Origin of the sequence: Stieleria sedimenti (genome assembly GCF_025060895.1) — a bacterium.
GTDB lineage: Bacteria > Planctomycetota > Planctomycetia > Pirellulales > Pirellulaceae > Stieleria > Stieleria sedimenti.
On sequence record NZ_JANZKV010000057.1, the window covers coordinates 1 to 16,738 of the forward strand.

The following is a 16,738-nucleotide window of genomic DNA, read 5'->3' on the forward strand; positions in this document are numbered from 1 at the left end:
CGCAAGGGCGGACGCTGGAAATGATCACCGATCAAATGGGAACCAAGATTGGTACGGAGAAGCTTCGCAAAGTCGTCGGCACGATCGCTGACGGCATGGAACCGCATCGTGAGAAAGCTCAAGTTGAGGAACTGATGAAACTGATTGGCAAGGCTCGTGACAAGAAACAAACGCCGGTATTGTCGGTCAGTCGTGACGGCGTCGCACTGGGTCTTGCGCCATGGAGCTTTTTCGAGATGGCCAGTGTCGCGTGCGTGAGCGTGTTGGCCGCCGGCAAGAAACTCGGCACGGTGTACTTGGGCTGCGTTCCCGAGACCAATCAGGCCACTCTTTCGAATCAACTTACCAATCTGCTCAAAGCAACCATCCGTGGCTGCGGCGATCGCGTCCCTGAGATTGTGTACGTCAGCGACGCGGGCAAGATCGAAACGGCTTACTGGAAAAACACGTTGCGGGCATTCTTCGTCGATGGGCGGCGGATCAAGATTACTCGTGTGGTCGACTACTACCATGCCGCTGAACGTCTGACTGTGATCGCCGACGCATTGAAGTTTGGCGGGGACTCTGCAAAACGGGCCAAGTGGCTTGAACATGCGAGGTGGTTGCTCCTACAGCCCGGTGGCCACGGACGCATGCTGCGCAGTATCGCGAAGATGCGTCAGCTCTATCGCTACACGGCATCAGCAACCGAGGAGGCGGAGAAGGCCGAACGGTACCTTCGTCGTTATCATCGTTTCATGGACTACGCGTCCATGAAATCACGAGGTTGCCCAATTGGCAGCGGCGTGGTGGAATCAGCTTGCAAGCAGATCGTCAGTGAACGGATGAAACTGTCGGGAATGCGTTGGAGCAAGGAAGGCGGTCAGCGAACGATGACGCTACGCTGCATCTTGCTGAGCGGAATCTGGGACACCGTGTATAAGAAATGGCTTGTAGGAAAACCGACCGTCAGGGACCTTATCAAAACCGAAGACGCGTGATTGGCGAATCGAGCCGCGCATCACGCGGATCGCACCCGTGTGATGTGAATTAGAGTGAATCGTTTGGTATTATCCGAGCGCGGCGCTGTTTCGTTCGTTAGATTCAAGTGCCAAACGAAGATTATTTACAAGTTCGAGATTGCTTCGGGGATCGGATTTCAGGCAATTCTTGAGTGTACGTCCTGCATCCACAAGCGGAATCGGTGTAGGGCTCTGGTAATGTTGACGTTCGGGCTCACGAATCCACAGAATTCCAGTTTCATCGTGTTGTCCCGTCTTCACTGACAAGAGCGTGAAGAGTTCAAAGAAAGGAACTTCAACGCCGCGTCCGTTGTCGATCACTTTTCCCAACTCTACCGTCGTGTGTATACCGCACTTGACGAGCATTGATGTTCCCGAAGAAGTTGTTTGGAAGAGCATTGCTGTACCAACATGGCACTCGTCAAGTTCAGCCTGACACTCAAGCAAGGCTTCCTGGCTTTCGAACTCAAAGCGAAACTGCTCTGCCATTAGCTTATTGAGGCGAAGCGGAACCGGAATTTTTAGAACACGAATCACTTCATCGATTGATTTCGGAACATACGCAACCTTCGCATTCAGATGGGGGACCTGACCTAACGCCGACACCAAGACGATCGTTGCGTCCGGCATGCGGCGTTCGAGTTCGCTGATTTCCCCATCGAGTTCAAGGTATCCAGTCAAGATCGCTGGCGGCGCAGAGCGCCGCTTCGTCAATGAATTGTCGAACAGCTCAGGTTGCAGGAAATGCCAGTATCGGTGTTGCAGATAAGCGATTGTATTCGAAAAGTAGACGCCTAACTGAACGTCATGCGATGAACACATCGCAGAGAAAACTCGCCATGACATTTTCTCGAACAGACATACTCGATTCCACACGACGGGGCGAACTCTCTCCAGCAAGACTTGTCGGAGCGCAAGTGCAAAAAATTTGGGGCCCAACGAGCATGATGTCAGAAACGGCAGAATTGACAGTCCTTGCGAAAGGGTCTTCCATTTTGAATCAGTCGGTTGACTATGAACTGCGCTTCGTGAGAATTCGTAGAATCGCTTAAGCTTTTCCGGGAAGACAATCGGCGATTCCGACCAAAGATCGGAGACAAACACTTCGACATGCTTGGAGTATCGGCCATTCATTGGAAATTGAACAACACTTGTGCGGCCTTTGCCTCCGATGTCCCAAAAGGGGGTTCCTTCCACAGTGCTGTCGTCGCCGAGGAATTTTGCGCAATGTTGCGTAGCGGAAATCCCATGGTTAAATGACACCCACTGAACCCATGGGTTGAGAGCACCTGTGGAATCGGTGGTTGTGCTGAAGATTCCCGATTCGCGTTTCATTCGTTCAAGTGCTGGAAGCTTACCTTCAGCCATAAATCGATCCATGATAGGACCCGCGATTTCGTTGACTTCCAGGATGATGATCTGATTGTTCATTGTTTTTCATCCACGACTTGCAAGTTCGTTGGCAATATTACTTGCTTTCAACGCGGTGTCGGACGAAGAGATGTAGTCGAATTCACCTTGACGTCCGACGAGTCGAATACCGTTTTCTTCAACGAAAAGTTTTTGTTTTTGGATCTCGTCAAAAGTCGTTCGCCTGTATATTGGATACGCATTTCTTGTAAGGGCGGAGCCTTCGAAAGATAGGTTGTTTGTGATTCCGAGTTCGTCAAGGTGCTTTTCGAATCTCGCCCGGTAGGCGCCAACGTCGATGTCTTGATTGCTGTCAACCGTAATTTCACAGCCAAAGTAATCACTGCCTTCGTGTGGCCCGTAATAGGCTGAAAAGACCGTGATTCGTTTCCAGTCGCCGGTTTGCGAAAAGTTATGGACTACGGTTGCGTCGCGGGAAAGCGACAAACGCGTTTTGTAAAACAGGCTTAGCAAACTTCTTGATTCGAAGGCTGTCGGTTGCTCCAGCCCCAGAAGCTCGTATAGAGCTGTGATAGGGATTGTCGAGAGCACGGCGTCGTAATGTTCGCTGCCAAGATTGCTCTCGATTTCGAATCGATCTTCTTGCTTCTGTATGGATTTGAGCTGCGTTCCCAGGAAGACCTTCGCACCGTCTTTAGTAATTGCTTCCTGCAAAGCTGCGTACATTGGCGTGAAGCCATCTTTAGGACGCACAAAATCTGTTTTGCCCAAATACGGCGCACCTGTTAGCGGAGACGGTTTGCGTTTGGCAAGCCTGTGCAAGTTCTTTCGAATCGATCCCCAGCGGCTTATCAATTCCAGTCGCTTTCTGGCGAACTCGAGGTCGATCTCTTCATCCGGAATGTCATACAAACGCTCAATGTATTTTCGCAGGCCGCTCCTTTTGTAAATGTCTGAACCGATGTAGTACTTTATAAAGCTGGGGACGTTCGATTTGCGGAAGTGCAACGCCTTGCTCACGAGCACATTGCTCAGGGCATACGAAAAGTTCATAAATCCGTTGTCGCTCACATATCCTCGTAACGATAGTGGGTACGCATCGATCGATCCCTTGTTGGTAAGTGAGACGAATTGGCTCGGCACCGGAACGAGCACTGATTCCAATTCAGGAAACAGACGAATGAGTTGATGTCGTTTCTGGAACACAAACGTACCAATGTCATATGCCACTCCGTTGAATGTTGGGCTGTGATGCAGCCCGCCGAGACGGTCATTGCGTTCCAGAATATGGGCTTCAATTCCATTTCGAGCGAGAACTCTGGCGGCAACAACGCCGGCAACGCCTCCTCCAAGAATTGCAATTTTCATTTCACTTTCCTATAAGCTTCATGGAACAGAAGCCCGCAGTGGGTCAGTTGACTTTGCTGCTTAAGGCCATATCAACTTTATTGCGAGTTGCGGGTTGCGGGTTGCGGGTTGCGGGTTGCGGGTTGCGGGTTGCGGGATCGAGTGACGAAGCGCGATGACAAAAGCTCAGACGTTATTCTCTTCACATTGCATCGCTGTGCGCGCCACACGCATCTCGCTCGATGCGCACGAAGAAGAAGGCATTGGAAATACTCTTCATCGTCAAGCAGAGTTTCTTAAGCCTGAACAGTCGAATTGACTCGCCCCAGGTACCGAAGTACTGATAGTGAGAAGTCTCTAACCCTGCTTCCCTCACGGTCCGCTGCCACTGATACTTCCCAAGGAAACAGACGCCGATTCCACCTGTGTTCGCCCCAGCCGACCTAACGAAGCTTGCCAGCAACCGAGAGGAAGTGATTCTGTTGATAAGGAAAGAACAAAGTGTGTCAGAAATCATACCCTGCGGCATACATTCAAGAAAAACAATGTGCCCATCTGGCTTCAATCGAGATGCGGCTTTACGAAGGATATCGATTTGCCTGCGACGCGTCTCGAGATAACCTCCAACGACAAAGTGGTGTAGCACAAAATTAAAGAAAATGAGGTCAAATGAATGATCAAGGCCATCCACGAATTCCGCGGATCGGAGCTCAAGAGCCTTACGTGCATGTGGTTTATTTCGTTGTAAAAGCAACTCTGAATTGTCGAGTACGGTCCCCGTTGCTTCTGGATACGCAGCAAGCATTTTGTCGGCGAACACTCCGTTCCCACCTCCTACGTCAAGAAAGTCGAAGGAGTTTTTCAGGGACTTCTGATGCTGGATCCATTCGCATAGAGCATTGAACATTCGCGGATTCATGTACTCGCGGTCGAAGTCACCCAACTGTTCGTCGGTCAGTTTGCGAATTGAATCCGATTTGGCTGTGTCAGTGACCATTTGATTTTGTTTCTTTAGCAAACAGGAACTATTGGCAAATATGTTTCCTTACTCACCCATCCTCTGACTTCACAATTCGGAATGTATTATGGGGCTGAGCCCGTCGACCGCAGGCCAGTCGGGAAGGAAGCCCATCATACTCAAAAGGCACCTTGAGGGTTCAGAATTGACGAAGAGCAAGCATCTCAGATTTACAGGTGTTTGTCGTCTTTCCACGCGGAAACTGGCAGAAATGAAACTGTGAGTGGAGTCCGATCTCATTCTCCCAGAGTTTCCAGCATCTGCACGACACGTTCGGCGTTCCGATTCCAGTTAAGTTCGGTTAGCACCCTGCGACGCCCAGCCGCACCCAGAGAATCGCGAAGGGCTTTGTTCAGAATCATACGTGAGAGCGCAGATAGGAACGCCTGATCGTCTTCGTGGCGAAACAAAAATGCTTCTTGGTTGTGCCTCGCCAGGTCACGGATGTTAGGCATGTCGGGCGCGACGACGGGAATTCCCATCCCCATGTATTCTAAAATCTTCATGGGACTTGCGTAGAAGGTTGCGCGCGGGCTGACCGCGATGTCCATAGCCGCAACGTAATCCCGAACGAGCTTATGTGCGACACGCCCCGTCAGTGTCACGCGATCAGTGATGCCAAGCTGGCCAATTTGCTTGCGGATTGCTGATTCGCTCGGACCGTCTCCGACGAGCAATAGATGGAGCGACGGGTGCTGTGGTGACAGACGATGAAACGCCGAGCACAATGATTCGACACCATGCCAGGGGCGTAAGATTCCGGTGAACCCAATCACCGTCGAATCAGCCGGTATACCGAGGCTCTTCCGGAATAGATCTCGATCCTTTGCTGACCTTCCAACCGAAAAAGTCATCGGATTCGCTCCATTGGGTAAGACCGACACCCGCTCATCCAGCAACTGATGCTCCGAGATTAAGAACTCTCGCAGCGGCGTCGAGACCGCGAAGACGTGGTCAGCCAGTCGGCAAATTGAAGATTCGTATTGCCTCGCCAGTCGTGGAAAGAACAGCCCGCGATCGTGGGCAACCCGCTCGTAGGCGAGGGGCGAGTTAACTTCCAGAAACACAGGAATACCCGCGGAGCGCCCTGCATTCACTGCCGCGTTGCAGAACGTGTTGTACCGATCGTAAATCAGATCCGGCTGAAACTCCTTGATCACTTGACCTAGGCGGTGCTTACCGACGAAGTTGTAGCCGAGTTCTGCAAATTCATAGGCGACGCGCGGCAGCCATCGTTTCATGTGATGCACCAAGCCCGATGGCGCCGCTGATGATACGGACGGAAATTCCGCTTGTTCGTCCACCAGCGAGACAACCCGAACTTGATGACCGAGTCCACGAAACGCCGATACCATTTCGCGAATATGAATGCCTTCGGCGCCGTCGGCGAGGGTTCGATGGTGATATAGAATTCGCATTGAGATTGCCCGAGCGACAGAGCCTATCGCTCGGGGCCTATTCAAGCGGAATTAGACCGCATATCCAAATCGAAGACATCGCCCATGCCAGTGGGACACGCAAGCGACCGGTTTGGAGACAGGGCAAAGACGGCCACTAGATTGCGTTACTACGCTGTGAATCAGCTAGAATCGTTGGTCGCTCTGCGATCACTACGTCCCGCAACGGATAATTGCGGAGCAATCAACGACTGATATTTTCAACATAAGTTGGTCGTAATACTGCGTAACGTTTCGACCAGCACCTGAACGTCTGCCATCGTATTGTAAACTCCGAAACTCGCGCGAACGGTCGGACGCCAACCTTGTGACTCGTGTGCCAACTGAGCGCAGTGAAATCCACTACGAACGCATAGGTTCGCTCGATTCGATAACATCCGCGCCGCGCTGTGGGCCTCCAATCCGTCAATATGGAATGCAACGATGCTGCCACGTCCCTCAGCATTTTTGGGTCCAACCACCGAAATACGCGGAATCGTCGCAAGTTGATTAACGAGTTCGGTAGTCAGAGCGTGCTCGTGTTCACCAATCGCGTCGAGTCCGAGGTGCTCCAGATAATCGCAAGCCGCGGCCAGCCCGATGGCGGCTTCATACGCGGGCGTACCCGCTTCGAGTCGCATCGGAGTGTCCGCGAGTTCGTATCCTGTTTCGCTTACTGAATTGACCATCCCACCGCCCCAAAGATTTGGGCTGAGGTCTCGAAGCAGGTCTCCCTTGGCGTACAGCACACCGATCCCAGTCGGGCCACCCAACTTATGCCCCGAAAAACAGAGGTAGTCACAGTTTAGACTTCGCACATCAATTTTTTGATGAGCGATTGATTGATTCGCGTCCAGCATGACCAAGCTACCAGCCGCATGAGCGGTTTCTATCAGTGCTTCGACCGGGTGAATGGTGCCGTACGCATTGGCGATCGTGCTGAAAGTCGTCAAAACGGGGCGTTTCTCGGTCAACAATCGCTCGAACTCATCATCATTGAGATGTCCATTTGCGGTGAGGGAGACACCGTGAAACTTTAGGCGATCTCGCCAAGGAAGCAGATTGCTGTGATGTTCACCCACCGAACCGAGAACGGTGGTGTTGGAATCTAAGCTGGAAGCCACTAGGTTGATTGCCTCGGTCGCGTTGCGGACGAATACAATTTCGTCAGCGTCCGCATTGATGAAGCTACCGATTGTTTCGCGAGCGTCTTCATATTTTGCTGAAGCTTCCTCGGCCAAAAAATGGACACCACGACCGATTGTACCAGCCATGTTCCTATAGCAGTCGCTCACCGCGTCAATAACACAATACGGTTTAAGATACGTGGCAGCAGAATCAAGATAGATGACCGGACGTCCCGCAACTTCTCGAAGCAAAGCAGGGAATTGGTCACGAATAGTGGCATGATCGATCATCAAACTGGTTGCATCGCGGAATCAATTAAGTTTGAGGACTGGCTCTTGCAGTGGCGAAACTTCCCAGATTCTTCGGGCCGAATCAGATAAGCTGTGCGCACCGAAAGATGTCGATGCTCTCCTGCCCATGCAAGAAAACGGTCTGCGAGCGACGATTCATCGATAGACCTATTCGCTTGAGGAACAACACGTAGCGTCCACTTGCCGCTTTGGCTTTCCGTCAACTGAAAATCGTTGACCTCTGGTTCATTCGCAAAAAAGTTCGCAACCGCCTCTGCAGTAAGCACCTGTCCGGATTTCGTGACAAACGCATCGTCAACACGACCTTCCAGATAGATCCTCGGAGAATTACGCCCACATCGGCAAGGGGCATCATCTAGTCGCGCGAGGTCGCCGATGTCGTATCGAATAATTGGCATTGCCAAGTTATTCAGATCGGTCACCAAAACCCTTCCGACCTGACCCGGCAAGACTGGTTCTCCGTTCCGAACGACTTCAATAAGATGTTGGCTGGTCAGTAGATGCATTCCGTTCGTGAACCGGCAATCAAACGCCATCGGCCCCATCTCGCGACTGCCATAGTGCTCCCGCAGCGTGCCACGAAAGGCAGTCTCGATTTCTTCTTTCCAAGTCGTCGGAAAGTTTGCTCCCATCGGGCGAATGACGGGAATCGGTTGCGGCTGATCACCAGTGCGATGGATATATTGCGCGAGAGCTCGAAGATACTCCGGTAGCGCCGTTAACTGCAGGGGCCTTTGTTTGCGAAGTGTTTCAACGCAATGATGCAGCGCCGCTTCGTCACCGTCCAGTGGTAAAGGAGGCAAGGTCGTTCTTGCGCAGATCCACGTGTCCATGACTAATCCGCGGAGATCACTTACGGCCTCCTTGTTCCACTTAACTCTACGCGACGCCATCGCAAATAACTGGCCGGAAACGGAGTCCTCGCGATCGCTCTCGATGCCACAATGCACGCTGCACGCGTCAGGCGGGATTGACACCTCGCGTGTTCCGTAGCGATATGGGCTGTCCTCGGTCAGCGCAACCATGATTGCGGCCCGACCGATATCACGCCGCTCAAAATCGTGAATCACCATGACGCGGCGAGTGGTTCCACGGGTACCGATATATTGCCAATCTGGATTTCGGCGGGACTGTACAGAGAGTCCGTCGGGGAAATTCGTCTCCAGATCAGCCTTTGTCGTGATGGGGAATCGTTGGATATCCTCCAATGTCTTAAGACTGTCCGCGCTGATTCCGTGTTCTGACCATCGCTCGCGGTAAAAGGATGATTCTTCCTGCGCCAACAACACCAACTGCCGCAGTTGTTCGAACTGCTGCTGGCGAACTTTTTTGAGCGGCCACCGCTGCTGCCGTCGAATCTCGCGGGCGAGTGGCGTAGCACGGCTACGTGTTGGCGCGAGGAGCGCAGGGAGGGCGACCGCCTGAAAGACTTGGCCATAAATCCACGAAAAACGCATATTGAGCTTTTTGCTTCTGCAGGTTGCTTATTCTAACCGACTGCGTCAGTCACAAAGTTTCGTCAAAACACAGTCCACGACGCTGGTCAAGAATTCCCGCGTCACGTGACAGTGAAGTCTTCTTAATGCCCGTATCGGACGTGTGACCATGTGTTCAATTTCAAGCGAACTCTGTTTGGCGATTTCCTCAAATTTGGCAATAGTCATTTGATTCAGGCCACCATCAACTTCGCAAAATCGCATTGCCCCATCGTCACGGAAGTCACGTCGCCACCGACAAAGCGCGGATTCGGAGAACATCAGGTGGGCCCAGGGGAAAGGCGAAAAAAGATGGCCGCCCCGAGGATGATACCACGTCGGCCCGAAGGACAGAATTGCTGCTCCACCGGGGACCAATAAGTCTGACATAGATTTGAGGACCAATCTAGGATCCTTAAAATGTTCGAACGCATCGATTGAAACGACTACATCGGCTGACGCCCTGGATAGCGTGCTAACGAATCGGCATCGGTTTGCAACGCCTGCCTCGACGGCACGTAGGCGGGCGTGTTCGAGTACACTTTCGCGAATATCAATGCCAATCACGGAAACGGCGCCGTCGAGCGCAAGCTCAATGCTCCCCTCACCATGGCCACATCCGAAGTCAACAATCGTCTTCGTCTTCAGTAACTCCCAATGTTGGTTTCCAACAACATCAACCAATCTCGCTTTGTAATTCAACAGGTGCGATGACCGCGCATCTGATTGGCCGATTTCACCCGGGAACCAACGACGCAGAATATGGTATCCCAAATTTCCTCCGATCCTAATCATCACGATCCCGTACTGTCATTGCTTAATCGCTGGACCTTTTCCCATTGTGGCGGCTGACGATTCAAAAGTCCTCGTAGTATCCCGATCGCAATGGCGATTTGACTCATGCCAAAGTAAAAGAGTATGCTACCGAGCGACGTTCGACGTAGCAGGGGGATCAATAGTGTCAGAAGAATTGCAAGGTAGAACGCGACTTGAATCCACATCGCGATGGTAATGATTCCGCCCTGCGAAGCCAGTGTGACACTACTGACAAGGCATGCAACCAGAAGGATCGGGGAAAACCAACGCAGTAGCTTGTGGGAGATGAATTGAAGCCAAATACATGGCTCGTTCCATCGCGGGACATTTCCACGCCTGATTAACTGGATGGCTCCCGCAGCGATTCGCGTCCGACGATTAAACTCTTGTCGCGCTGAAAGTGTTCCGGTCTCACTGGCCCTAGCTAGTGATTCGTAAACGACGCGGTGTCCCGACCTAATCACGTTCATTGAAATCAAAAAGTCATCGAGGATCGTATCGATCGGAAGCGTTTTGAAAAGTGAACGGCGGATGACATACATTCCGCCGTCCACACCCATCACGCTTCCCACTCGAGATTCTGCACGTTGGATTCGTCGTTCCAGCTGATAATAGAGGGATTCACCGGATTGAAACTCACGATCGCTGCCGATCAACCGTACCTCGCCGGTGACCGCGCCGACATCATTGTCAGCGAAGTGATGTACCATTTGCATAACTGCGTCACGATGAAGTGAGACGTTCGCATCCGTAAACAGAAGCAAAGGATGCGAAGCGTTGTCCACCAATCGATTGACCGCTGCGGCCTTCCCCATTCGCGGACTTTCCGCGTAAACATGAATCCGTTCACTGCTTCGCGAGTTGGCCACGTCAGAAGTGTTGTCAGTGCTTCCGTCGTCAAAGATCACGAGTTCGAGTTTCTCGGCCGGATAGTCTAGAGCATGGAAGTTGTCAATCTTGGTGTCAATGACGTCCGCTTCGTTATGCGCAGGAACCAGTATGCTAACGGACGGCATGTCATTCATCGGTTCCGTAACGCAACCACGTCGAATGAGCACTGAAAGGAGCGGGTAAAGGGCATATGTGTGGGTAAGCAAGATTAACGCCGCCCAGAAAATCAGTTCGGTCATCGTTCCGGTTTCCATACCCCGATGGCGCGTCCCGAGATCAACAACCCCAGTCCCATCGCAGAAGCTATGTTGACCATTAGAAAGTAATAAGCAACGTAAACAAGACGGATGCGACGAAACAACGGAATGAAATGAAGCAACGCAATCACGTACCCGACTAATTGAAGTGAGAGAAGTACGGTATAGGTATTTCCTGTTGCTATGCCGGTTTGCTCACAAATACAAAGGACAGTCGAAGTGACCAGCATGGTCACCAAGAAGATTGGGCAAAGCCAACGCAGAACCTTGTGTGCAAAAAGCTGCAACGCAAACCAGCCGACGCGGAAAGGATTTAGGGTCGCAGGAACTTTTATGACGGCGCGAAAACTGCGATTGACGATCCGGCGTTTGCGTCGGAACTCGCCTTGAAAATCCGGTGCCGCGTCCTCAAAGCAGACGGCCTCTGGATCAAACACGCCGCGGTGTCCAGCGGCAACGACTTTTAATGGAAGCAGAAAGTCATTGATGTCCTCCGCTTCCAGCGATTCAAAAAACTCTTTGCGAAGAGCGTAGATCGCTCCGTCCGCACCGACGACGCTGCTGAGTCGGCTCTCCCAGGCCTTTAGCATCAACTCGATCGACCAATAGATGTTTTCCGAATCAGACGAGGTGGATTGGTCTGTATTCGCGTAGCTTTGACGACCAACCGAGTATCCGATGTCGGGATCATCAAAGTGCCGTAGCAACTTGTTCAGTGCATCGGCTTGGAAGATTGAATTCGCGTCGGTAAAAACGAGGACGTCGCCGTTCGCTTCGGGGCAAAAACGCGACAATCCGGCAGACTTCCCACCGCGAGGTTGCAGACGACACAATCGAATGCGTGGATCACCGTAACCCGCAACGATTTCGTCAGTTCGGTCGTCCGATCCATCGGAGATCACCATGATCTCAAATTGGCCGGAAGGGTACTCCAAAGCAAGCGCATTCTGTAGTTTCTCGCCAATGACGCCCTCCTCATTGAAAGCGCTGATCACCAGCGTTGCAGTCGGAACCGCGTTGCCGACCGCGAGTTTTGGCCGCAATCTTGAGAGGAGATACAAGCCAACGGGGTACAGCAAAAACGGAGTCGCAAATCCCAGGCACGCGACCCAAAAAAGAATTTGAATCACAGTCACGTCGCAAATCGAAGATTTTGGCGGCCGGATAAATCAATCATTGGGATTGGCCTGAATCACCACACGGACTTTGTATTCCGATCGATACTCAATTGGCGTGTAGCCAATATTCTCAGCGACACGTTTTGGGCCACCTTTGGTTTCATGCCAATCAAGTGGCAAGGTGTAGCCATCGTGCTTCCATTCTTTCCGCCGCTTGACTTGCAATTGTGTTCCATCCAGCCCTTCAATGTGGACGACGATTTCATCTGTTCCGTCACCAAAACGAAATCCGCGCTTTTCAAGTTCGACCATATGCGTTGGTGAAAAGTGCCAGCCGACATAGATGCCTTGATCTGCACGAATCGTATCAACGATTTCTATTTTGCGTTCTTGTGGCAAAATTTGATAAGACGTCCGAGCGTGCGATACCTTGCCAAAAATCGGCGAGTCCAAAACACGCGTCATCATTCGGCTGTAATCGCAATCCCACGTCCAATCTCCCTGGTTTTTAGTGGGACCGTCGTCGCCGACCGAAAATGCGGGATTGTTCAATACCGACGAGTCGTCAACCGCACGATCTGGGGACCAATAAGGATGGTGTGACGCGAAGGATGCCCAGAAGTTCGTGTCGGCCACAACTGGCTCGCCTTGAGTAGTCATGCCTGAAATGTGAATGCCATTGGCTAGTGATCCGATAACTGCGGTACGATTGGCGTGACCATCGACAAGACCCACATTTCCAATACAGAACGACATGCATCGTTCATCGGGGCCGTAGCGGAAATTTTCGAGGTCACGATTGACGATCCACATGCGGAAGCATTTGTCGGGTGAACGCGGATCGTCTCGATAGTGCCAGCGTGACCCAATACGCTCAATCAATGGTTCGCGTGAGGGAGGCTCGGGTGAAGGAGCGGGCCCTGCGAGTGCCTGAAACTCTTGAAAGCTAGTAAGTGTCGGTGACTGTCCTAAGCACCACTGATATCTCCCGCCTATTTCAGGTTCTTCACGAAAGAAACGCGACAAGATACTTAAACAGGAATCAGCAGCGGGCGAATTCTTCGTCTTCGCAACCGTTCGATCGATCTCAGTTATCAAGCCGAGTTGACGAGTTTTGAAGTAAAGATTTCGTTCTCTCAAGTTCCATTTGCGATTGGTTGCAGTGTCCAACGCCTCAATCTGAATGACGCCGCTCGCCAGGAAGCATTGTTCGTATCCTCCTACTCCGGGGCCTCCCTCCTGCTGCCCATACTCGCGTCCGCCGCCACGACGTGAAAGCAGCGAGAGGACATTGCAAAATCGAAATGTTGAGTACAGAGGTTTGTCATTGTCCAATGAGTCGATTTGAGCAATCCTCAGTCGCGCCCACCTGTTAGATTCAGCGTCGTCTGTGATGCCACAAACACAGTACGCAAGCAACTGCTCTAAGTAGTATGCTGATTCAACCGTATTCGTTGCATTCCAATACCCTGTCTTTCGAAAGTGCTTCCCCCGAGAAGTGCTTGCCTCTACCTCGGTCAATATCGAAGATTTGACAATTTTGTATGCACGCCCGAATTCTTCATGGTTACTCCACTCGATCCAATCGAGGGCCAATAAGTCAGCCAATAAACGCCGCGTCCTGAAGGAACAATAGACGCGTCTGTCCCGGTCTTGGTCCCAGAACCACGTTTTCGCTTCAGTCATCAGTTCCCTTGCACGATCATGATCACCATGGGAATTGTGAAAATGCGAACACATCGCCAATTGATGCGGTCCGGTAGGACGCTTTTCGATCATCGATACAAGCAATTTGTCAACGCCTTCCCATTCATCATCCCGCGGTAGCCATAGTCGGCCAACGCACAATCCTCCTGTAGATTTTAGTGGATCCACCAAAGAATCGATTAAATCGCTTGGCGACGGTTGATCGATCCACCAGTCTCGGAGATCAGGAATCGGGTGTCCGTTGCGACGCATTACCTCGACGTTACTTGTACCATCAGTTCGGACATTACTGTCGTCACCGAAAGACAAGAAAAATATACACGAGGCTAACGCTATGGTGAACATCGCTATGCCGATTAAGAAGCGGATCACTTGTCGGATCCATCAGTATCGAGGGTCGAAACGAAGTCCCGGAATTTCCTTCCACTGGAACGTATGTCAGCGCCGTCGACGATCGTAACCTCGAGATTATCAGCAAAGTACTTTTTAAGTTCAGCCGTCAGTAATGGGAGTGTCGATTCATTCAAGGACTGTTCGATTCTAAGAACTACCTCCCCGACAGATTCTTGGCGAGCTGCATAGTTGAGCACGATTGACTTTTCAGCCAGGTTCTTAAACACGTAGTAGAGTGTAAGACTTGGGAAATCTTGCTTATGCCCCCGAATCACCTTGCCAATCCGCCCAGTTATTTCGCGGATCACTGGGTGCTTCATCCCACACGCGCAAGATACTTCTGGGCCAAGTGTTATCGCATCGCCAAGGCGGTAACGGATGATCGGGAATGAATCGGACACCAAATTTGTGACCAAAATTTCGCCGTTTTCGATCTCAACGATACATGATTCCAAGGTGATGTGCATTGAGCCGAATGCGCATTCAAATGCAATGATGCCAGACTCTGCCGCTCCGTATTCACTGATGATTTTTTTGCCGAATGCCTTCGTTGCCTCAACTTGATATGCAGGAAAGATCTTTTCAGATGTGCCCTTTACCATCTTTAAGTTGTTGAGTGGCTCAAGATTTGGATTTGCGTTGATCGCTTTGGCAACTCGATACAACATTGATGAATATCCACCAACATAGGTTGCGTGCCTCAGTCGACTCGCAAATTGCTCAATTTCCTTGTCATCATAGGAGAACATCCGAAAGCGATTTTGTAATCGATCCAAAAACGCCGTTTTTATTCTTTTTTGACGGCTCAAGTTGAATCCCCACAGGTACCCGTTTCGCTCCCACGGTTCAACTCCGTGCCATGAGTAGCCCCTCAAGACTGCAGCATTGTGCCAAGCGTCCCACTGAAGGCTGCGGTAGAATACCAGCGGTGTTCCAGTGCTACCAGAAGTTTCGGAATAGACGAGTTTTCCAAAACCTTGCCGAATTTGAATCTCGTCTCGACAGGCAAGCAAATCTGGCTTATCCAACGTTGGAATCTTTGCTAAGTCATCGAGATGGCGAATCGAATCTGGCGACACTCCAGCTTCATCGAATATTCGGCGATAGTAGGAACTATGGTGAAACGAGTGGTCAACAAGCGTACGCAGTGATTTTAGTTGATGCTCGCGCAGACGCTCCACGCTCCAATGCTGGCTCTTCATCAAGAAATCGAGATTCGGAAGAATCTGTCGATTTCGTACTCGAACTCCTGCCTTGTAAATGTTCTTCCATAAGACGTTCATCGAACGCCCTCCTGACCACGATCTTGTTCAATTTGAATGAATAGATCGACAATGTCCTGAGCATTTTTATTCCAAGTCCTCGTTTTCAATACGAATTTACGTGCATCTTCGCCGATCTGATCACGAAGAATATCGTCATTGCACAACTCAATAATTGCTTGGACAAACGAAGACTCGCTTCTTCTATCGAATAGTTTTCCCGTTACTCCATCTTCGATGATCTCCTCGATCGGACCGAGACGCGGACCAACGGGTACGCATCCCATCGCCATGTACTCGAGTATTTTCATTGGGGATCCAAATTCGTTGGAATCGGGCATCACGCCAATGTCCATCGCGGCGACCCATGGATACACATCACTATGCGGGATGGCGCCCAAAAAGTGAACTTTGTCTTCGATTCCCGCTTCCATCACCTGCCTTCGGAGTTCTGGCTCGTGTTCCCCCCGGCCAACAAAGATGAATCTGGCGCGATCAAATTGCGCTGCGATCTTTGCCATTGCACCCGCAAAGAAATCGATCCCATGCCATTTTCGCAGGGATCCAACAAACCCGATCACCACAGCATCTTCAATTGCAAGCTTCCTTCGCTTCTGATCCCTAACCTTGTCGCGATTGATTTCCGCGACGCGATTTGAATTGATGGCGTTTGGTGAAACAGTCACCCTATTGCAATCGACTTTTGCATTGCAAACACATGACTCTAGAGCTTTTGAAACAACGACCAGTCCATTTGCGTTCTCCAGTACAAACCGCTCAGATTTGTGGAGCAGATTGGGGAAACATACGGGGAACCGACTGCCAAACTTCCCTGCGAATGTTGCATTGACCTCTACAATAATCGGGACGGCAAGCCGGTTGGCGGCTAGGACACCCGCGAAGTTGTACGAAGAGTATCGCTCATAGACAAAATCAGGTTGATACTCGGAAATTCCGCGTTGGACTCGAAAATATGAAACAACGTTGTACACAACTTCTGCGGATTGCTTCAGGAAACTTTGCAATTTGCGCGGCTTCCTAGCGACATTTGGATCTTTGGAATCCAAACCAGGCGATCGCTTTGCGCTCTTAGGGCAAACTATTTGAACTTCATGTCCCAAGTCGCGTAACGCCGCGACTATCTCAGCGATATGTACGCCTTCAGCGCCGTCGCCACGCGTACGATGGTGGTAGAGTATTTTCATTG

At 51.1% G+C, this 16,738-nt stretch carries 12 protein-coding genes and 1 pseudogene; 1 reads left to right on the forward strand and 12 read right to left on the reverse strand.

The window, feature by feature from the left end; translation table 11 throughout:
- Positions 1-980 (forward strand): annotated as a pseudogene (locus tag NZK35_RS08830) (hypothetical protein); the annotation flags it as partial.
- A gap of 69 nt (positions 981-1,049) precedes the next feature.
- Here the strand turns inward: NZK35_RS08830 and NZK35_RS08835 are convergent.
- The 12 genes from NZK35_RS08835 to NZK35_RS08890 form a co-directional block, all read right to left on the reverse strand.
- Positions 1,050-2,432: a hypothetical protein gene (locus tag NZK35_RS08835; RefSeq protein ID WP_259632169.1), complete on the reverse strand. Its 1,383-nt coding sequence runs from the start codon at positions 2,430-2,432 to the stop codon at positions 1,050-1,052.
- A gap of 6 nt (positions 2,433-2,438) precedes the next feature.
- The gene (locus NZK35_RS08840) at positions 2,439-3,740 is read right to left on the reverse strand and encodes an FAD-dependent oxidoreductase (RefSeq protein ID WP_259632170.1); all 1,302 of its coding nucleotides are present in this window, start codon (positions 3,738-3,740) and stop codon (positions 2,439-2,441) included.
- A 181-nt stretch (positions 3,741-3,921) separates the two neighbouring features.
- Positions 3,922-4,716, reverse strand: a complete 795-nt coding sequence (locus NZK35_RS08845) for a class I SAM-dependent methyltransferase (protein WP_259632171.1) — start codon at positions 4,714-4,716, stop codon at positions 3,922-3,924.
- A 257-nt stretch (positions 4,717-4,973) separates the two neighbouring features.
- Positions 4,974-6,155 (reverse strand): glycosyltransferase family 4 protein, encoded by a 1,182-nt coding sequence (locus NZK35_RS08850; RefSeq protein ID WP_259632172.1) that lies wholly within the window; start codon positions 6,153-6,155, stop codon positions 4,974-4,976.
- Between the two features lie 239 nt (positions 6,156-6,394).
- The gene (locus tag NZK35_RS08855) at positions 6,395-7,591 is read right to left on the reverse strand and encodes an aminotransferase class V-fold PLP-dependent enzyme (protein ID WP_259632173.1); all 1,197 of its coding nucleotides are present in this window, start codon (positions 7,589-7,591) and stop codon (positions 6,395-6,397) included.
- Positions 7,591-9,069 carry a phenylacetate--CoA ligase family protein gene (locus tag NZK35_RS08860; protein ID WP_259632174.1) on the reverse strand — a complete coding sequence of 493 codons (1,479 nt, stop codon included), beginning with the start codon at positions 9,067-9,069 and terminating at the stop codon, positions 7,591-7,593. The genes NZK35_RS08855 and NZK35_RS08860 overlap by 1 nt, the downstream gene beginning before the upstream one ends.
- Before the next feature lie 45 nt (positions 9,070-9,114).
- A complete protein-coding gene (locus NZK35_RS08865) occupies positions 9,115-9,882 on the reverse strand; it encodes a class I SAM-dependent methyltransferase (RefSeq protein WP_259632209.1) in 768 nt (255 codons plus the stop codon).
- Positions 9,882-11,033 carry a glycosyltransferase family 2 protein gene (locus NZK35_RS08870; RefSeq protein ID WP_259632175.1) on the reverse strand — a complete coding sequence of 384 codons (1,152 nt, stop codon included), beginning with the start codon at positions 11,031-11,033 and terminating at the stop codon, positions 9,882-9,884. Before NZK35_RS08870 ends, NZK35_RS08865 begins: the two co-directional genes overlap by 1 nt.
- Positions 11,030-12,181 (reverse strand): glycosyltransferase family 2 protein, encoded by a 1,152-nt coding sequence (locus NZK35_RS08875; RefSeq protein WP_259632176.1) that lies wholly within the window; start codon positions 12,179-12,181, stop codon positions 11,030-11,032. The genes NZK35_RS08870 and NZK35_RS08875 overlap by 4 nt, the downstream gene beginning before the upstream one ends.
- A gap of 39 nt (positions 12,182-12,220) precedes the next feature.
- On the reverse strand, positions 12,221-14,248 hold the full coding sequence (locus tag NZK35_RS08880; protein ID WP_259632177.1) for a hypothetical protein: 2,028 nt from the start codon (positions 14,246-14,248) through the stop codon (positions 12,221-12,223).
- Positions 14,245-15,552: a phenylacetate--CoA ligase family protein gene (locus NZK35_RS08885; RefSeq protein WP_259632178.1), complete on the reverse strand. Its 1,308-nt coding sequence runs from the start codon at positions 15,550-15,552 to the stop codon at positions 14,245-14,247. The genes NZK35_RS08880 and NZK35_RS08885 overlap by 4 nt, the downstream gene beginning before the upstream one ends.
- Entirely contained in the window at positions 15,549-16,736 is a 1,188-nt protein-coding gene (locus tag NZK35_RS08890; protein ID WP_259632179.1) for a glycosyltransferase family 4 protein, read from the reverse strand. The genes NZK35_RS08885 and NZK35_RS08890 overlap by 4 nt, the downstream gene beginning before the upstream one ends.
- Positions 16,737-16,738 lie beyond the last annotated feature (2 nt).

Bases quoted from the DNA above. Each gene is read 5' to 3' on its own strand.
- NZK35_RS08890 (WP_259632179.1), bottom strand. From the start codon at position 16,736: ATGAAAATACTCTACCACCATCGTACGCGTGGCGACGGCGCTGAAGGC.
- NZK35_RS08860 (WP_259632174.1), bottom strand. From the start codon at position 9,069: ATGCGTTTTTCGTGGATTTATGGCCAAGTCTTTCAGGCGGTCGCCCTC.
- NZK35_RS08835 (WP_259632169.1), bottom strand. From the start codon at position 2,432: ATGAACAATCAGATCATCATCCTGGAAGTCAACGAAATCGCGGGTCCT.
- NZK35_RS08870 (WP_259632175.1), bottom strand. From the start codon at position 11,033: ATGACCGAACTGATTTTCTGGGCGGCGTTAATCTTGCTTACCCACACA.
- NZK35_RS08850 (WP_259632172.1), bottom strand. From the start codon at position 6,155: ATGCGAATTCTATATCACCATCGAACCCTCGCCGACGGCGCCGAAGGC.
- NZK35_RS08855 (WP_259632173.1), bottom strand. From the start codon at position 7,591: ATGATCGATCATGCCACTATTCGTGACCAATTCCCTGCTTTGCTTCGA.
- NZK35_RS08840 (WP_259632170.1), bottom strand. From the start codon at position 3,740: ATGAAAATTGCAATTCTTGGAGGAGGCGTTGCCGGCGTTGTTGCCGCC.
- NZK35_RS08865 (WP_259632209.1), bottom strand. From the start codon at position 9,882: ATGATTAGGATCGGAGGAAATTTGGGATACCATATTCTGCGTCGTTGG.
- NZK35_RS08885 (WP_259632178.1), bottom strand. From the start codon at position 15,552: ATGAACGTCTTATGGAAGAACATTTACAAGGCAGGAGTTCGAGTACGA.
- NZK35_RS08845 (WP_259632171.1), bottom strand. From the start codon at position 4,716: ATGGTCACTGACACAGCCAAATCGGATTCAATTCGCAAACTGACCGAC.